This is a genomic window from Aminobacter sp. J44 (genome assembly GCF_007829415.1).
Lineage (GTDB): Bacteria > Pseudomonadota > Alphaproteobacteria > Rhizobiales > Rhizobiaceae > Aerobium.
The window spans coordinates 1-17,130 of the sequence record NZ_VLJG01000015.1; the positions used below are offsets into that span (position 1 = coordinate 1).

Annotated in this window: 16 protein-coding genes; 11 read left to right on the plus strand and 5 right to left on the minus strand. The window is 63.8% G+C overall.

Annotated elements, in window-relative coordinates:
- From L610_RS07635 to L610_RS07645, 3 genes are all read right to left on the minus strand, one after another.
- Positions 1 to 449, minus strand: a 449-nt coding sequence (locus L610_RS07635; RefSeq protein WP_246658960.1) for an amidase, incomplete at its 3' end; no start/stop codon positions are given.
- 66 nt (positions 450 to 515) lie between these two features.
- Positions 516 to 803 (minus strand): Asp-tRNA(Asn)/Glu-tRNA(Gln) amidotransferase subunit GatC, encoded by a 288-nt coding sequence (gene gatC / locus L610_RS07640; protein WP_024846933.1) that lies wholly within the window; start codon positions 801 to 803, stop codon positions 516 to 518.
- A 90-nt stretch (positions 804 to 893) separates the two neighbouring features.
- A complete protein-coding gene (locus tag L610_RS07645) occupies positions 894 to 1,601 on the minus strand; it encodes a metal-dependent hydrolase (protein ID WP_144703958.1) in 708 nt (235 codons plus the stop codon).
- A gap of 74 nt (positions 1,602 to 1,675) precedes the next feature.
- Between L610_RS07645 and ruvX the strand changes: the two genes are divergently transcribed.
- On the plus strand, positions 1,676 to 2,146 hold the full coding sequence (ruvX, locus tag L610_RS07650; RefSeq protein ID WP_034329267.1) for a Holliday junction resolvase RuvX: 471 nt from the start codon (positions 1,676 to 1,678) through the stop codon (positions 2,144 to 2,146).
- Here the strand turns inward: ruvX and L610_RS07655 are convergent.
- Positions 2,100 to 2,417 carry a DUF6105 family protein gene (locus L610_RS07655; protein WP_144703961.1) on the minus strand — a complete coding sequence of 106 codons (318 nt, stop codon included), beginning with the start codon at positions 2,415 to 2,417 and terminating at the stop codon, positions 2,100 to 2,102. The genes ruvX and L610_RS07655 overlap by 47 nt on opposite strands.
- Positions 2,418 to 2,639: 222 nt before the next feature.
- Between L610_RS07655 and L610_RS07660 the strand changes: the two genes are divergently transcribed.
- Positions 2,640 to 3,575: an AEC family transporter gene (locus L610_RS07660; protein WP_144703964.1), complete on the plus strand. Its 936-nt coding sequence runs from the start codon at positions 2,640 to 2,642 to the stop codon at positions 3,573 to 3,575.
- Here the strand turns inward: L610_RS07660 and L610_RS07665 are convergent.
- On the minus strand, positions 3,560 to 5,176 hold the full coding sequence (locus L610_RS07665) for an acyl-CoA dehydrogenase family protein (RefSeq protein WP_144703967.1): 1,617 nt from the start codon (positions 5,174 to 5,176) through the stop codon (positions 3,560 to 3,562). The two genes, L610_RS07660 and L610_RS07665, sit on opposite strands and share 16 nt — an antisense overlap.
- Before the next feature lie 137 nt (positions 5,177 to 5,313).
- Here L610_RS07665 and L610_RS07670 point away from each other — a divergent pair, with 137 nt between their 5' ends.
- From L610_RS07670 to L610_RS07715, 9 genes are all read left to right on the plus strand, one after another.
- Positions 5,314 to 6,279, plus strand: a complete 966-nt coding sequence (locus L610_RS07670; RefSeq protein ID WP_144703970.1) for an aspartate carbamoyltransferase catalytic subunit — start codon at positions 5,314 to 5,316, stop codon at positions 6,277 to 6,279.
- Complete coding sequence (locus L610_RS07675) at positions 6,276 to 7,568, plus strand: dihydroorotase (RefSeq protein ID WP_024846939.1); 1,293 nt, start codon at positions 6,276 to 6,278, stop codon at positions 7,566 to 7,568. The genes L610_RS07670 and L610_RS07675 overlap by 4 nt, the downstream gene beginning before the upstream one ends.
- Before the next feature lie 24 nt (positions 7,569 to 7,592).
- Entirely contained in the window at positions 7,593 to 8,180 is a 588-nt protein-coding gene (gene plsY, locus L610_RS07680) for a glycerol-3-phosphate 1-O-acyltransferase PlsY (protein WP_024846940.1), read from the plus strand.
- A complete protein-coding gene (gene dprA, locus L610_RS07685; protein WP_144703973.1) occupies positions 8,177 to 9,319 on the plus strand; it encodes a DNA-processing protein DprA in 1,143 nt (380 codons plus the stop codon). Before plsY ends, dprA begins: the two co-directional genes overlap by 4 nt.
- A gap of 412 nt (positions 9,320 to 9,731) precedes the next feature.
- Positions 9,732 to 12,356: a type I DNA topoisomerase gene (topA, locus tag L610_RS07695; RefSeq protein ID WP_144703979.1), complete on the plus strand. Its 2,625-nt coding sequence runs from the start codon at positions 9,732 to 9,734 to the stop codon at positions 12,354 to 12,356.
- A 6-nt stretch (positions 12,357 to 12,362) separates the two neighbouring features.
- Positions 12,363 to 14,645 (plus strand): ribonuclease R, encoded by a 2,283-nt coding sequence (gene rnr, locus L610_RS07700; protein WP_024846943.1) that lies wholly within the window; start codon positions 12,363 to 12,365, stop codon positions 14,643 to 14,645.
- Complete coding sequence (locus tag L610_RS07705; protein ID WP_024846944.1) at positions 14,645 to 15,079, plus strand: DUF983 domain-containing protein; 435 nt, start codon at positions 14,645 to 14,647, stop codon at positions 15,077 to 15,079. The genes rnr and L610_RS07705 overlap by 1 nt, the downstream gene beginning before the upstream one ends.
- A 26-nt stretch (positions 15,080 to 15,105) precedes the next feature.
- Positions 15,106 to 15,840, plus strand: a complete 735-nt coding sequence (locus L610_RS07710; protein ID WP_144704094.1) for an NUDIX domain-containing protein — start codon at positions 15,106 to 15,108, stop codon at positions 15,838 to 15,840.
- Between the two features lie 27 nt (positions 15,841 to 15,867).
- On the plus strand, positions 15,868 to 17,064 hold the full coding sequence (locus tag L610_RS07715; protein WP_024846946.1) for an MFS transporter: 1,197 nt from the start codon (positions 15,868 to 15,870) through the stop codon (positions 17,062 to 17,064).
- Positions 17,065 to 17,130: the final 66 nt, after the last annotated feature.

Sequence of the window (17,130 nt, forward strand, 5' to 3'; positions counted from 1 at the left end):
GAGCCATTGGCGCGCCACGGGTTCTTCACCGGGCCGTAGTAGCTGGTCTCGTTCGACGAGCCCATCGCGAACTCGTCCATGTTGAGTTTGCCGAGCATCACGGCGCCGTCGGCCCAGAGGTTTGCCGTGACGGTCGACTCATACGGCGGTTGGAAGCCGTCGAGGATGTGGCTGGCCGCCTGCGTGTGCACACCCTTGGTCGCGAACAGATCCTTGATGCCGAGGGGAATGCCCTCGAGCGCACCGCCCTTGCCCGCGGCAAGGCGTTCGTCCGAGGCCTTGGCCATCTCGCGCGCCTGATCGTGCGTCACTGCAACGTAGGCGTTGAACGTCTCGTTGTAGGCGTCGATGGCAGCCAGATAGGCTTCCGTGAGTTCTGTTGCGGTGATCTCCTTGGCCTGCAGCTTGGCGCGGGCTTCGGCGATTGTGAGTTGCGTCAGGTCGGTCATGAAACGTCCGTTGGGTAGGCCTGCGTGCGGCTCGGGTTCCGGTCGCGGATGGACCAGGGCGGTCGATTACTCAACCACCTTGGGCACGAGGAAGAAGTTCTCCTCGGACGCCGGCGCATTGGCGACGATGATGTCGGCGATGTTGCCGTCGGTCACTTCGTCCTGGCGCTTGCGCATCGCCTGAGGGATGACCGAGGTCATAGGCTCGACGCCCTCGACATCGACTTCACCAAGTTGTTCCACGAAACCCAGGATGGCGTTCAGCTCACCGGTCATCCGGTTGGCTTCTTCCTCGGTCACGGCGATGCGGGCGAGTCGCGCCACACGCTTGACGGTGTCGATGTCGACGGACATGCGATGCTCCGGCCAGTTGCAGGGAAAACCTTTGAAGGCGCTATAGCCGCGCCGCTCGCGCGGCGCAACATTGAACGGCCTGTTGTGGTGTCACACCTCGAAAGGTTTTCCGACTTCGGGAACCACGACCTCGGTTCCGGATCCCTCCATGCCTTCCACGAATTTGTCGGCGGTCGGGTCGACCTGCGGGAAGGTGGCGTAGTGGCACGGTACCACCTTGCTGAACTTGAAGAAACGGCGGCAGGCAAGTGCGGCCACGGCGCCACCCATGGTGAAGCGGTCGCCGATCGGCACGATGCCGACGGCAGGCTGATGCAGCTCGTTGATCAGCGCCATGTCCGAGAAAATGTCGGTATCGCCCATGTGATAGAGCGACTCGCCGTTCGGGAAGTGCAAGACAAGGCCGTGCGGGTTGCCGAGATAAACGTTGTTGCCGCCCTCGCCCGGCATCGACGACGAATGCAGCGCCTGGGTGAAGGTGACAGTGAAGCCGCCGCAGTCGACGGTGCCGCCGCTGTTGCCCGGATTAATCTTGCCCTGGTCGACGCCCTGACCAACGAGATAGCGGCAGATCTCGAAGTTCGACACGACCATCGCGCCAGTCTTCTTCAGGATCGCGACCGAGTCGCCGATGTGGTCGCTGTGGCCGTGCGTCAACAGCACGTGCGTCACGCCTTCGGCCACTTCCTCCCAGCCCCTGCCCCATGACGGATTGCCCGACAGGAACGGGTCGATCAGGATGGCGGCGTCACCGACTTCGACGCGAAACGCGGAATGACCGTACCAGGTGAGCTTCATCTTCAGCCTCCTCGCTTTATCATGATGTTCGGGTTAGAACCCGCGCAGATCAACGCCTGCGGATTGGACGAAACGTGCCTGTGATCGACATAGCAGAGGTGGCCGAACTGGCAACACCCGGCAGCAAGCTGGCCGGGATCGATCTCGGCACGAAAACCATTGGCCTTGCAATTTCCGATGCGGGTCTTTCCTTCGCGCATCCGCGCCCCGTCATCCTGCGCAAGAAGTTCACGCTCGACGCCCAGGCGTTGCTCTCGGTCGTCGAGAAGGAAAACGTCGTCGCCATCGTCATCGGCTTGCCCGTCAACATGGATGGAAGCGAGGGTCCGCGCGTGCAGGCCACCCGCGCTTTCGTGCGCAACATGGAGAAGCTGACGGCGATTCCCTTCGTCTACTGGGACGAGCGGCTGTCGACGGTCGCCGCTGAGCGGACGCTGATCGAGATGGATGTGTCGCGCCGCAAGCGCGAAGACCGCATCGATTCGGCCGCCGCGGCCTTCATTCTGCAGGGTGCACTGGACCGGGTTCGGTCACTGCGTTCATAGAACGCCTCCTCCACCACGCCAGAATATCTCGCCGGCGGCGGAACGCGTAGATCGAGAAGATCACGAGCGTATCAACGACACAGGCCCGCGCGACCATTGGCCCGATTTCTGCGGGGTCGATTCCGAGCAGATTGCCGTAAAACTCGAACGCGAAGTCGTGCAGCACGCGGGAGAAGAAAAGCAGGCCGAAGTTGATGTCGTTGTAGGAGAGGAAATACCAGCCCCAAAAGAAGGCCATCGGCAGTCCCCAGAAGATAAGGATGTATCGCATCGGCCTTTGGTCCGGCGCCGTCCAGCTGATCCGACGGGCGCATTGGTCTGGTTTCGGAAGTTGCAGCTCCGCCACTGTGGAACGGGTTAAGCTTAACGGCAATTTAAACCATTTATTAAGGTTAATTTTTACCACTGAGCTCCACTGGCCCAGCGCTAGCTGCTTTACTGGCGGCCCTCCTCAGCCTAGAGCCCGAGGGTATTCATCAGCCAGCGGCCACTCATGCTGACGATCTTCGAGAGCATCCTTCCGGTCTTCCTGCTGATCGGATCTGGCGTCGTCCTGCGCCGCCTTCCGGTCATCTCGAAGGATGTCTGGCCGGGCGTCGAGCAGCTGACCTATTGGTTCCTCTATCCGGCTCTTCTGTTCGTCACGATCTACGACGCGGACTTCTCGCCGCTGCGCCTCGATGCCCTGCTCCTGTCGCTGCTTCTCGCTGTCGCCGCGATGTGCGTGCTGCTGCTGGCCGCCTGGCCCATCTTCCAGAAGACCGGTTGGGTCGCCCACAGTGAATTCTCTTCGGTGTTCCAGACCTCGATCCGGTGGAACGGCTTCATCGCCCTTCCCGTCGCACAGGCAATCTTTCCCCCGCAGGGCGCTGCGGTCGTGGCGCTTGCGATGGCCTCGATCATCATTCCGATCAATATCGTTGTCGTGCTGGTCATCACGCGCTTTGCCGACCGCGACGCGAGCATCGGCATCCTGCTGCGCCGCATGGCGCTGAACCCCTTCATCATCTCGACCGGCGCCGCGGTTCTGGTTCGTATGCTGCCGTTCGAGATCTACGAGCCGGTCAGGGTGACGCTGAAGCTGGCCGGCACCTCGGCGCTCGGCATCGGACTGATGGCAATAGGCGCCGCGCTGCGAACCGAGCGCCTGTCGCTGAAGCGCAGCTCGATCTGGCCGCCCGTAATTGCCAAGCTGCTCGTCTACCCGGCGGTAATTGCCATCATCGCCTGGTGCATTGGTGTGTCGGGGCTGGAGATCCAGTACCTTGTCCTCTGCGCCGCCGTACCGACAGCGGCCAACGGCTACCTGCTCGCTCGCCTGCTCGGCGGCGACGCAGAGCTCTATGCCGAGGTCAAGACGCTGCAGACGGCACTGTCGTTCCTGACAATGCCGCTGGTGCTCTCAGTCGCGGCTCAGTCGCTCGGATAAAGCGTGTCGACGATCGCGCGGGCATCATGCCGCGCATCGAGCATGCCGTAGGTTGTGCGCCACTGGCCCGCGAGCCGCGTTTCCACGAAAGCATCGGCAATGCGCCCTGCCCCCATTCGCCGCAGCTCGGCAGCCGAAATCGCCAGCTGCTCGGTCAGAATGCGGGCCGAACCTTCGTCGGAACCAGCGACCTGTAGGGCGGCGCGGAGCACGCCAACAGTTCCCTTGCCGGCCGGGCCGAGATCGCGGCCGATCCCAGCCAGCACTTCCTCGAACAACTGCGGCGCGCGTCCCAGCACCCGCAGCACGTCGAGCGCCATCACATTGCCGGAACCTTCCCAGATCGCGTTGACCGGCGCCTCGCGGTAGTGGCGTGCAAGCGGGCCGTCCTCAACATAGCCGTTACCGCCGACGCACTCCATCGCCTCGTAGACGAGCGCCGGAGCGATTTTGCATGCCCAGTATTTCACGACAGCCGTCATCGCCCGCGCGAATGCGGCTTCGGCCGGGTTGTTGGCGGCCTCGTCGAACGAGCGGGCAAGGCGCATCGACAGAGCGGTAGCGCCGGCCACATCCAGTGCCATGTCGGCAAGCACGCGCGTCATCAGCCGCTGGTCGATCAGCGGCCGGCCGAAGACGTGCCGGTAGCGCGTGTGGTGCACCGCCTCAGCAAGAGCAGCGCGCATGATGCCGGAATTCGCCACGGCGCAGTCGAGCCGCGTCAGCGTCACCATGTCCATGATCGTGCGCACACCGGCGCCCGGCTCACCGACCATTTCCGCCAGCGCGCCCTCGAACTCGACCTCGGATGAGGCATTGGAGCGGTTGCCGAGCTTGTCCTTCAGCCGCTGGAAGCGAAGGCCGTTATCGACCCCGTCCTTCAGCAGGCGCGGGACTAGAAAACAGGACAAGCCCTCGTCCGCCTGCGCCAGCATCAGGAACGCGTCCGACATGGGCGCGGACATGAACCATTTGTGGCCGGTGAGGCGGTAAAAATTGCCTTCGCGCACCGCGCGGCTGGTGTTGGTGCGGACGTCCGTTCCGCCCTGCTTCTCGGTCATCCCCATGCCGAGGGTGAGGCCGGCCTTTTCGACCGGAGCCTTCTGCGCCGGGTCATACTTGCGCGTGGTGATGCGCGGTGCCCATTCGCGAAACAGCTGTGGGCTTGCCATCAGCGCGGCGAGCGACGCGCTGGTCATGGTGATGGGGCAGAGATGCCCGCACTCAAGCTGAGCGGTCAGATAAAAGCGTGCGGCGCGCACCTGGTGCCGCTTGCCGGCTTCGGCCGGATTGTTCTCCCAGATCGACGAATGCAGGCCGATCTGGATCGAGCGGCGCATCAGCGCGTGATAGGCCGGGTGGAATTCGACGAGGTCGATGCGTTTTCCCTGCCGATCGTGCGTGCGCAGCTTGGGCGTCTCGCTATTCGCAAGTCGCGCCAGATCCTGCGCTTCGGCCGAGCGAACGTAGCGGCCGAGCTGGTCGAGATCCTTGCGGACCGCATCGGAAAATTCGTCGGCGAGCTGCACGAGCAGGGGATCAGTGCGCCACGCGCTGGTGCCAGTAAGTGGCAGGCTCTGGTTCGTGACCTCGTGCGTCAAAGCAAAACTCCGTTTTCCGCCGAATCCGGCAGCCAAACTGTTACAGGCAAAGCACGCCGATTTGCGAGGAAAATCCCCCGAAATTCTCGCTGGCTCCTTGCAGGGAACCGGACGCTTCCCTATAGCACAGCTTTAACATGACTGAGCGCACCGCCCTTCCCCTATTTCCGCACCGGCATCTGCTCGGCATCAAGGGCCTTTCTCCGCTGGACATCGAAATGCTGCTCGACCGCGCCGACGCGGCCGTCGCCATTTCGCGCCAGTCCGAGAAGAAGACCTCGACGCTGCGCGGCCGTACCCAGATCAACCTCTTCTTTGAAGCGTCGACCCGCACGCAATCGTCGTTCGAGCTCGCAGGCAAACGCCTCGGCGCGGACGTGATGAACATGTCGGTCGCCTCGTCCTCCGTAAAGAAGGGCGAGACGCTGATCGATACGGCAATGACGCTGAATGCCATGCGGCCGGATATCCTGATCATCCGCCACTCGCAGGCCGGCGCGGCAGCCCTGCTCGCGCAGAAGGTCGGATGCTCGGCGGTGAATGCCGGCGACGGCGCGCATGAGCACCCGACGCAGGCGCTGCTTGATGCGCTTACCATCCGCCGCGCCAAGGGCCGCATCGCCGGCCTGACGGTCGCGATCTGCGGCGACATTTCCCACTCCCGCGTCGCGCGCTCCAACATCCTGCTTCTCAACGCCCTAGGCGCACGCGTCCGCGTCGTGGCACCTTGCACGCTCCTGCCGGCGGGCATCGCGCAGATGAGCGTCGAAGTCTTCAATACGATGAAGGAAGGCCTCGCTGGCGCCGACGTCGTCATGATGCTGCGCCTGCAGCGCGAGCGCATGGAAGGCGCAATGGTTCCGTCGGTCCGCGAGTACTTCCGCTACTGGGGCCTCGACGCCGAGAAGCTGAAAGTCGCAAAGGAAGACGCCCTGGTCATGCACCCAGGCCCGATGAATCGCGGCGTCGAGATTGCCTCGGAGATCGCCGACGGGCCGCAGAGCGTCATTCAGGAACAGGTTGAGATGGGCGTTGCCGTTCGCATGGCCGTGATGGAGGCGCTGCTGGATCCGCGCCGCAATCCGGAAGGAGCAGCGGCATGAGCATCACCGTCTTCCAGAACTCCCGCATCGTCGACCCTTCCCGCAGCATTGATGAAGTCGGCACCGTCATCGTCGACGCCGACAAGATCGTTGCGGCAGGCGCTGACGCACTAAATCAGGGCATCCCCGCCGGCGCAGAGGTCATCGACTGCTCTGGCAAGGCGATTTTCCCGGGTCTCGTCGACGCCCGTGTCCACATTGGTGAGCCAGGTGCCGAGCACCGCGAGACCATCGCCTCGGCCAGCATCGCCGCGGCCGCCGGCGGTATCACCACCCTTGTCATGATGCCGGACACCGATCCGGTCATCGACGACATCGCGCTCGTTGAGTTCGTCCTGCGCGCCGCGCGCGACACCGCCGTCGTCAATGTCCTGCCCGCCGCTGCGGTCACGCGCGGCCTCAGGGGCAGCGAGATGACCGAGTTCGGCCTGCTGCGTGAGGCGGGCGCCGTCTTCTTCAGCGAAGGTCGCCACACGCTGGTCAACTCGCTGGTTATGCGCCGCGCCCTCACCTACGCCCGCGACTTTGGCGCCGTCATTGACCACGCCGGCCAGGACCAGCATCTCGCGGCTACCGGCGTCATGAACGAAGGCCTCTACGCAAGCTGGCTCGGCCTTGCCGGCATCCCGCGCGAGGCGGAAGCCATTCCGCTGGAGCGCGACCTGATGCTCGCGCGACTGACGAAGGGCGTCTATCACGCCGGCAAGCTGTCGACCGAGCTTTCGGCCAACGCCATCCGCCGCGCCAAGGCAGATGGCGCGAACGTCACCGCGGGTGCCGCCATCGCCAATCTCTCACTCAACGAGAACGATGTCGGCGAGTACCGCACCTTCTTCCGCCTGACGCCGCCGCTGCGCGCCGAGGAAGATCGCCTTGCGATGATCGAAGCCCTGCGCGACGGCACCATCGACATCCTCGTCTCCTCGCACGATCCTCAGGACGTCGATACCAAGCGCCTGCCGTTCGGCGACGCCGCTTCCGGTGCGATCGGCCTCGAGACGCTGTTAGGCGCGGCCCTGCGCCTCTACCACAACGGCGAGGTCCCCCTGCTGCGCCTCATCGATGCGCTGTCGACTGCCCCGGCCAAACGTTTCAGCCTGCCCGGCGGGACGCTGAAGCCCGGTTCGGCTGCCGACCTTATCGTCGTGGACCTGAACGAGCCGTGGGTCGTTCGCGAGCAGGACATCCTTTCCCGCTCCAAGAACACCTGCTTCGAGGGCGCGCGCATGCAAGGCAAGGTCTTGCAAACGCTCGTCGCTGGACGCACAGTCTACCGGGCCGACAGCTAGGGCCATCGGGGGAGCAATCCGACTATGCCGACCGCAACCATCCTGGCGCTCGTGCTCGGCTATCTGCTGGGCTCGATCCCGTTCGGCCTCGTCATCACGCGCGCGGCCGGACTCGGCGACGTGCGCAAGATCGGCTCTGGCAACATCGGCGCGACCAACGTGCTGCGCACCGGCAACAAAAAGCTGGCTGCGCTCACCCTCCTCTGCGATGCGCTGAAGGGCACCGTCGCGGTTCTCATCGGCTACCAGTGGGGCACCGAAGCCGGCATCGCCGCTGGCTTTGCGGCCTTCCTCGGCCACCTGTTCCCGGTCTGGCTCGGCTTCAAGGGCGGCAAGGGTGTCGCCACCTATCTCGGTGTCCTGATCGCCTTTGCCTGGCAGGGTTTTCTCGCGTTTGCCGTGGCCTGGCTCGCGACCGCCTTCATCAGCCGCTACTCGTCCCTCTCGGCCCTCGTCGCCTGCGTCGTCTGCCCGATCGTCCTCTACTTCATCGGCCTGCCCACGCACGCACTGATCATCGCCGCGATGAGCGTGATCGTCTTCATCAAGCACCGGCCCAACATCCAGCGGCTGCTGGCAGGGACCGAGTCGAAGATAGGATCCAAGGGATGAACCGGTCGCCGGCGGAGAGCTTGCAGCTGACCGACCGGCAACGGCTCCACTGGCTCCGGCTGATCCGCAGCGAGAATGTCGGTCCCGCCACCTTTCGCGACCTCATCAACCGCTTCGGCTCTGCCGAAGCCGCGCTTGCGGAACTTCCCCGGCTTGCGGCAGCCGGTGGCGCCGGAAAATCCATCCGCGTCTGCACCGAGCAGGAAGCCGACGCCGAACTTGAAACGGGGGACCGCATCGGCGCACGGCTCATTGCCCATGGCGAGCGTCATTACCCGCCGATGCTGCGTCAGGCAGACCATCCGCCTCCCCTCGTCTGGATTCGTGGCAACCCGGAAATCTTCCAGCGGCCCGCCATCTCGATCGTCGGTGCGCGCAACGCATCCGTGAACGGCCTGGCCCTTGCCCGCCGGCTTGCCAGCGACCTTGGCAGCGAAGGGCACGTGATCGTGTCCGGCCTCGCCCGGGGCATCGACTCAGCTGCACACACGGGCAGCCTCGATAGCGGGACGATCGCCGTCTACGCAGGCGGCCTGAAAGAGCCCTACCCGCCTGAAAACGAGCAGTTGAGCGAAGCGATTGCGGAGAGGGGCGCGCTGATCTCCGAGATGCCGATCGACTGGGAGCCGCGCTCCCGCGATTTCCCGCGCCGCAACCGGCTGATCGCCGCGCTCGGCCTTGCACTTGTCGTCGTTGAAGCTGCACAGCGTTCCGGCTCACTAATTACAGCCCGCCTCGCTGCCGAGATGGGACGACTCGTCTTCGCCGTGCCCGGTTCGCCGCTAGACCCACATGCCAGCGGCACCAACGGCCTTATCCGCAATGGGGCGACTCTCGTCACCTGCGCAGCTGACGTCCTGGAAGATCTGACGCCTCTCGCGCAGGCCCAGAGACCACGGCGCGAGTTGGAGGTGCTTGAGGAGCCGCCCATCTCCTCAAGCACGCCCCCGCCTCTAGACAATGAAATGTCAGTAGTACTGGAAGCACTTGGGCCGGCACCGACCCAGATAGATGACGTTCTGCGACATACCGGAATACATCCGGCGCAACTCATGACGATTCTACTGGAACTTGACCTTGCGGGTCGTCTTGAACGCCACGGTGGTGGCGCTGTCTCGCTCATGGTCCCTGATGTTTAGCGGGCGCTCGCCGCGTATGATGTCGCTGACCTCGAGATAGGCCATCTCGATCAGGTACGCGAGCATGTCGCAACGCTCTGCCTTGGCCATCGTACGTATCTGGCCCAGCATTGCCTGCATGTAATCAAGGGCGTCCGTGCGTCAACGCCTAGTATGCGTATGCATGACTTGCCTCCGCCACGGTGGTTGTACCCATCTACTTTTGGACAACCAGTAATGGCATTAGTAATTACTTAACTTATAGGCAATTGCAATCCGGCTGCGTGCAATTTTTGGTTGTGCCCAATTTTGCAGAGATGCCAAAATCGCCTCTGCCTCTTGACCGTGAACGAAAGCGCGGCCATGTGACGGGCTGTTTTCCGAGATGCAACGGCGGCAAGGGGCTGCCGCACGAGGGGTAATTCACCGAGACATGGACGTCGTCGTCGTCGAGTCGCCTGCAAAGGCAAAGACAATCAACAAGTACCTTGGATCGGGCTACACGGTCCTGGCGTCGTTCGGCCATGTGCGCGATCTGCCGGCCAAGGACGGCTCCGTGCGTCCGGAAGAAGACTTTGCCATGTCGTGGGAAGTCGACGGGGCTTCCTCCAAGCGCCTGTCCGACATCGCCAAGGCGGTGAAGGATGCCGATACCCTCATCCTAGCAACCGACCCTGATCGCGAGGGTGAGGCCATCTCCTGGCACGTGCTCGACGTGTTGAAGCAGAAGAAGGTCCTGAAGGACAAGCCGGTTCGCCGCGTGGTCTTCAACGCGATCACCAAGCAGTCGGTGCTCGACGCGATGGCGAACCCACGCGACATCGACGCGGCACTGGTTGATGCCTATCTCGCGCGCCGTGCCCTCGACTATCTGGTCGGCTTCACCCTGTCGCCGGTCCTGTGGCGCAAGTTGCCGGGCGCGCGTTCCGCCGGCCGTGTGCAGTCGGTTGCGCTACGCCTCGTCTGCGACCGCGAAGCCGAGATCGAGCGTTTCGTTCGCGAAGATTACTGGCAGATCGCAGCGCTGATGGCGACGCCTCGCGCCGACGACTTTGAAGCTCGCCTCACAGCCTTCGACGGCAAGAAGCTACAGAAGCTCGACATCCGCAGCGCCGAACAGGCAGCCGACATCAAGACGATGCTTGAAGGTGCATCCTTCCGCGCCCTCTCGGTCGAGGCAAAGCCCACCAAGCGCAACCCTGCGCCGCCCTTCACCACCTCGACCCTGCAGCAGGCTGCCTCCTCGCAGCTTGGCTTCTCGGCTTCGCGCACGATGCAGGTCGCGCAGCGCCTTTATGAAGGTGTCGACATTGGCGGCGAGACCACCGGTCTCATCACCTACATGCGAACCGACGGCGTTCAGATGGCGCCTGAGGCGATCGCTGCTGCACGCTCGGCCATCGGGGCGGAGTTCGGCGACCGCTACCTGCCGGAAAAGCCGCGCTTCTATTCCACCAAGGCGAAGAACGCCCAGGAAGCGCACGAAGCTATCCGCCCGACCGACTTCCGCCGTACGCCGGCAAGCGTTCGCAAGTATCTTGATGCCGATCAGGCACGTCTCTACGAGCTCGTCTGGAAGCGCGCGATCGCCAGCCAGATGAACGCGGCCGAAATTGAACGAACCGCGGTAGAGATCGAGGCCGTCAATGGCTCCCGTACCGCCGGCCTGCGCGCCGTCGGCTCCGTTATCCGATTCGACGGCTATCTTGCCGCCTACACTGAACAGAAGGACGACGACGCGGACGACGAGGAGAGCCGCCGCCTGCCCGAGATCAAGGCCGGCGAGACGCTGACCCGCAAGAATATCGCCGTCACCCAGCACACGACCGAGCCGCCGCCGCGCTACTCGGAAGCCTCGCTCATCAAGAAAATGGAAGAGCTCGGCATCGGCCGTCCGTCCACCTACGCAGCGACGCTGAAGACGCTCGAGGACCGCGGCTACGTGACGATCGACAAGCGTCGGCTGAAGCCCGAGGCCAAGGGCCGGCTCGTCACCGCCTTCCTCGAAAACTTCTTCGAGCGTTATGTCGAGTTCGACTTCACGGCCGAGCTCGAGGAAAAGCTCGACGAGATCTCCGATGGCAAGCTCGCCTGGAAGGACGTGCTGCGCGACTTCTGGAAAGAGTTCTCGGCGCATGTCGACGAGACCAAAGAGCTTCGCGTAACCGACGTTCTCGACACGCTGAACGAGGAACTGGCGCCGCTGGTCTTCCCGGCACGCGAGGACGGCTCGAACCCGCGCATCTGCCCGCGCTGCGGCTCCGGCAACCTCTCGCTCAAGCTTGGCAAGTTCGGCGCCTTCGTTGGCTGCTCGAACTATCCGGAGTGCGGCTACACCCGCCAGCTCGGCGAGGGCCTCAACGGTGAGGCCGACGGCGGCGACAACGGCGACCGCGTTCTCGGCCAGGATCCGGAGACCGGCGAGGACATTACCCTTAAGAGCGGCCGCTTCGGTCCCTACATCCAGCGCGGCGATGGCAAGGAAGCCAAGCGCGCCAGCCTGCCGAAGGGCTGGACGCCGTCGATGATGGACTCCGAGAAGGCGTTGCAGCTGCTATCGCTGCCGCGTGACGTCGGCCTGCACCCCGAGACGGGGAAGATGATCTCCGCCGGCATCGGCCGCTACGGTCCGTTCCTGCTGCATGACGGCACCTATGCCAACCTCGAGTCGGTCGAGGACGTATTCACCGTCGGCCTCAACCGCGCTGTGACAGTCCTTGCCGAGAAGCAGACGCGCGGAGGACGCGGCGGAACCCGCTCCACGCCCGCCGCGCTCAAGGAGCTCGGGGAACATCCCGATGGCGGCGCCATTACGGTTCGTGACGGCCGCTACGGCCCATACGTGAACTGGGGCAAGGTGAACGCCACCCTGCCCAAGGGCAAGGATCCGGCGTCCGTGACGCTTGAGGAAGCCCTTGAACTGATCGCGACCAAGGCAGGTAAGTCGGGCACCGCCAAGAAGGCCGCGCCGAAGAAGGCGGCGGCCACCAAGACGACAGCGGCAAAAAAGCCTGCAGCCAAGAAGGCTCCGGCAAAGAAGGCGAAAAAAGAGGAATAATCCCCTTTGGCAAAACGGATTTCCGGGCGCAAGACTGGCGAAGAGACACGCGATTTCCGCCCCTCGCGCGACGAAATCCTCGCTTTCATCAAGGAAAATCCCGATCAGGCCGGGAAGCGCGAGCTCGCTCGCGCCTTCGGCCTGAAGGGCGCCGACCGCGCATGGCTGAAGGATCAGCTGCGCGAGATGCAGGAAGAGGGGCTGCTGAAGAAGCAGTCGAAGCGGTTTACCCGCGCCGATGCCCTGCCCCACGTCTCCGTCCTCGACGTCTTCTCACGTGACGATGACGGCAACCTGCTCGCCCGCCCGGCGGAATGGCCGGAAGAGAACGGCTCGGCTCCGCTCGTGTCGATCCGCCCCTCTCGCGATGCAGCCCGCACTCCCGGCATCGGCGAACGTGTGCTCGCCAAGGTTTTCCCGACCGACCTTGATGAAGGTCCGGCCTACACGGCCCGCGTCATCAAGGTGTTCGAGAAGCGCCGGGACGCGGTCCTCGGCGTTTTGCGCCAGCTGCGTGACGGCTCGTATCGCATCGAGCCGGTCGAGCGCCGGCAGTCAGAGCTGACGGTGGACCGCGACTATCTCGGCGGCGCCAAGCCCGGCGACCTGGTCGAGGTCGAGCAGGTCACTTCAGGCAGATACGGCCTGCCGAAGGGCAAGGTGCTCAACGTGTTGGGCTCGCTGAGCAGCGAGAAGGCGGTCTCGATGATCGCCATCCACGCCCACGACATTCCCTACATCTTCTCGCAATCCGTTCTCGCTGAGGCAGAAGCAGCTGCGCCGGCAAGCACGGAGGACCGCGAGGACTGGCGCTCGCTGCCGCTCATCACCATCGACCCGGCAGACGCCAAGGATCACGACGACGCCGTCTATGCCGAACCGGACACGGACGAGAAGAACCCGGGCGGCCACATCGTCACCGTCGCGATCGCCGACGTCGCCTATTACGTGCGGCCGGGCTCCGCGCTCGACCAGGAAGCGCTGAAGCGCGGCAACTCCGTCTATTTCCCGGACCGCGTCGTGCCGATGCTGCCGGAGCGGATCTCGAACGACCTCTGTTCGCTGCGCGAAGGCGAGGACCGCCCTGCCTTGGCCGTGCGGATGACGTTCACCGCGGACGGCCGCAAGATCCGCCATTCCTTCCACCGCATCATGATGCGCTCGGCAGGCAAGCTCGCCTACCCACAGGCGCAGGCGGCAGTCGACGGCAGGCCGGACGAAAAGACCGCACCGCTCCTCGAGCCGGTGCTGAAGCCGCTATGGGACGCATATCGAGCTCTCAAGCGCGGCCGCAACCATCGCGGACCGCTTGAGCTCGATCTGCCTGAACGCAAAATCCTGCTGAAGGAAGACGGCACCGTCGACCGGGTCATCGTCCCAGACCGGCTCGACGCGCACAAGCTCATCGAAGAATTCATGATCCAGGCGAACGTCTCGGCGGCGGAGACGCTGGAAGCCAAGCACAAGCGGCTCGTCTACCGCATCCACGACGCGCCGTCGCTCGCCAAACAGGAAGCATTGCGCGAATTCCTGCAGACCATCGGCCTGTCGCTGGCACGCGGCGCGCAGCTGCGGCCATCCTCCTTCAACGGGATCCTTTCGCAGGTTGCCGGCAGCGAGCATGAGGCGCTGGTCAACGAGGTGGTGCTGCGCACCCAGAGCCAGGCGGTCTATTCGCCTGAGAATCTCGGGCATTTTGGCCTCAACCTGCGCCGCTACGCGCACTTCACCTCGCCGATCCGCCGCTACGCCGACCTCATCGTCCATCGAGCGCTGATCAGCGCGCATGGTTTCGGCCCTGACGGCATCACCAACGAGCAGGAAGCGCGGCTCGAAGAAATCTCGGCATTGATTTCGACCGCCGAGCGCCGCGCGATGGCTGCCGAGCGCGAAACCGTCGATCGCCTCATAGCGGAACATCTTGCCTCTCGTCTTGAAGAGTCTTTCCAGGCGCGAATCTCTGGTGTCACCAAGGCGGGGCTGTTCGTTCAGCTGCCTCAATTTGGCGCAGATGGATTCATCCCTATTTCGTCCCTTGGGGACGACTACTATATCTTCGACGAATCGGCCCGGGCTCTGTTCGGTGAGCGAAGCAGGAGGGGATATCAGCTAGCTGACACGGTTGACGTGAAACTTGTCGAAGTGGCGCCGCTAGCGGGCGCCATGCGTTTTGAAATGCTTAGTGATCCGAAGCCCCTCCCGGGCTCGAAACAGTCCTACCACAAGGCCCGCCGTTCCAAGGAGCGCGCCCGGGCCAAGGCTCCACGCCGTGGAGCAAGGAGACGATGATGGAAACCCAAGTATTCGGCGCGGCTGCCGCTGCCGAGCGCCCGATCGGCCAGTCGATTTTCCGTGGCATGATGTGCCGCTGCCCCAACTGCAACGAAGGCAAGCTGTTCAACCGCTACCTCAAGGTAGCGGATCGCTGCGACAAGTGCGGCGAGGATTTTCACCACCATCGCGCTGACGACCTTCCAGCCTATCTCGTCGTGACCATCGTCGGCCACATCATGGTTGGCGTCTACATGGGCCTCGAGAAGATGTTTGATCTGGGCATCTGGACCCATCTCGCCTATCTCGGCCCACTGACCCTCGCCATGACCCTGGCGATGTTGCCGCCCGTAAAGGGCGGCGTCGTGGGTCTGCAGTGGGCCTGCCGCATGCACGGATTCTCCGGTGAGAAGGAAGCACTGGAGACACATCCGGAACTGCAGAACTCATGACGGAAGGCGGCGCAAGGCGCCTGTCCATGGCCGGCATGAGCCGCGCCGAAATTGATAAGACGGAACTGAAGGACGCAGCACTGGGTCCAGGGCCACTCCGCCCGAAGGACGCAGCTACGCTCATTCTCCTTGACCGGTCGGGCAGCGAAATCCGCGTTCTTCTCGGCCGGCGCCATATGCGCCATGCCTTCATGCCCGGCAAATTCGTCTTTCCGGGCGGCCGCACAGATCCCTCCGATGCGCGCGTACCTTTCGCTGCGCCGCTGCATCCGAGCGAAGAAGCCAAGCTCGTTAATTCGCGCACCAGCGCGACACGGGCGCGTGCGATCGCCATGTCCGCAATTCGCGAAACTTACGAGGAAGCGGGCATTCTGATCGGCAAACGCGGCTCGTTCGAGACCGCCAAGCCAGACTGGCAGGGTTTTGTCGAGAACGGCGTCTGCCCTTCTCTGGCACCGCTGCGCTTCATTGCCCGCGCCATTACCCCTCCCGGACGAGTCAGGCGCTACGACACCCGTTTTCTCGCCGCATTCCGGGACGATGTCGCCCTCGAATTGCCTGAAGGCGGACCTACGGACGAGCTTGAGAAAATCGTCTGGCTCCCATTGGCCGAAGCGTTGGAAGCCGATATTCCCGGCATCACCAGGACAGTTCTCGGCGATCTGCTGGAGCGGCTGAAGCAGGACCCCGGCCTGTCGCCGGGCGGCGCTGTGCCGTTCTATTACCTGCGCCACAATCGCTTCCAGCGCGACCTGATCTAACAGAACCACAATCGCAAGGCATTTCGCATGGCACCAGATTCGCTGGCCGCTCAAGAGGACGTGCTTACCCACGTACGGTGGCTTTCCGTCTCGGCGGCTGTCGCCTCCATCAGCGTTGTCGGCATCGCGATCGGCCTTGGCGTCCCGCTTCTGTCGGTGATTCTGGAATCGCGCGGTTTTTCTTCCACGATGATCGGCGCCAACACGGCAGTGGCCGGCATTGCCTCTATCGTCGCCGCGCCGTTCGTAACTCCGCTCGCGACCCGATTCGGCGTCGTGCCGATAATGATCGCGATGATTCTGCTCGGCGGCCTCTCCTTCGTCGGCTTTTACTTCGCGCCGGCGTTCTGGATGTGGTTCCCGCTGCGCGCCGCGCTTCATTTCGCGCTGACGACCCTGTTCATCCTATCCGAGTACTGGATCTCAACCTCGGCGCCGCCCAACAAGCGCGGGCTGGTGCTCGGCATCTACGCAACCGTCCTGTCGCTGGGATTCGCCTTCGGCCCGTTCCTGTTCTCAGTGGTTGGCTCCTCCGGCTTCCTGCCCTTCGGCATAGCCTTTGTGCTGGTCATCATCGCTGCCCTACCCGTGATGGCGGCGCGCAGGGAAGGGCCGGACATGCGTGCCGAGTGCGACCACACCTCCAGCGGCTTCGTCCGCTACATCTGGATGGTCCCGATGGCGACCGCTGCCGTGCTGGTGTTTGGCGCGGTTGAAACTGGCGGTTTCGCGCTATTTCCCGTCTACGGCACCCGCATCGGCTATTCGGAGGCCGACGCAGCGCTTCTCCTGACCGCCGTCGGCCTGGGCAACGTCCTCCTTCAGATCCCGCTTGGCATCGTCAGCGACCGCATGAAGGACCGCCGTGTCCTGCTGGTCATCTGCGCGGCTGTTGGTCTCGGCGGCGTACTGATTCTCCCCACAATCGCCGACAGCTGGCTCCTGAGCGCCGCAGTGCTGTTCGCTTGGGGTGGCGTTGTCGCCGGCCTCTACACGGTCGGCCTCGCCCATCTTGGCTCGCGACTCTCCGGCCGCGACCTCGCCTCGGCCAACGCCGCCTTCGTGTTTTGCTATGGAATCGGCATGCTCATCGGCCCGCAGGCGATCGGCGTCACAATGGATATTGCCGGACCGAACGGCTTTTCCTGGGGCCTTGCCATCTTTTTCGGTGCCTATCTGCTCTTGGCGCTGTTCAGGATGGGCGTAAGGGCTGCGCGGACTTGACATTTCCCCGGGGTCGTTTATGTCTCCGCGCGAGTTTTCCGCAGGCCGGGCCGCCGCCCGCACTGA